Annotated in this window: 1 protein-coding gene; it reads left to right on the top strand. The window is 66.1% G+C overall.

Annotated elements, in window-relative coordinates; translation table 11 throughout:
• Positions 1 to 34 precede the first annotated feature (34 nt).
• Positions 35 to 345, top strand: a 311-nt coding sequence (locus JCR33_RS24690) for an IS5 family transposase (protein ID WP_198884807.1), incomplete at its 3' end; no start/stop codon positions are given.

Here is a 345-nt window from a genome sequence, read left to right as displayed (position 1 = left end):
GTGTCAAAGTTTGGTATCGGCATGGGAGGCGGCGATGGCGGAAGAGTTCTGGCTCAGTGATCGGCAGTGGGCGGTGATCGAGCCACATCTACCGAAGAACCAGCCGGGTGCGCGGCGGGTGGACGACCGCCGCGTCATCTCCGGCATCATCCATGTTTTGAAGAGCGGCTGCCGCTGGCGCGACGTGCCCGCCGTCTACGGTCCGCCGAAGACCGTCTACAACCGGTGGCATCGCTGGTCGCAGCGGCGCTTCTGGCAGGGCCTGTTCGAGGCCTTGCGCGAGGTCAGCCCCGACGACGCGCACTGCATCGATTCCACGACCGCCAAAGCGCATCGCTCCTCGGC

The organism is Acuticoccus mangrovi, from assembly GCF_016411865.1.
GTDB lineage: Bacteria > Pseudomonadota > Alphaproteobacteria > Rhizobiales > Amorphaceae > Acuticoccus > Acuticoccus mangrovi.
Note: the sequence above shows the minus strand (reverse complement) of the source record. Positions and strands in the feature narration are given on the sequence as shown.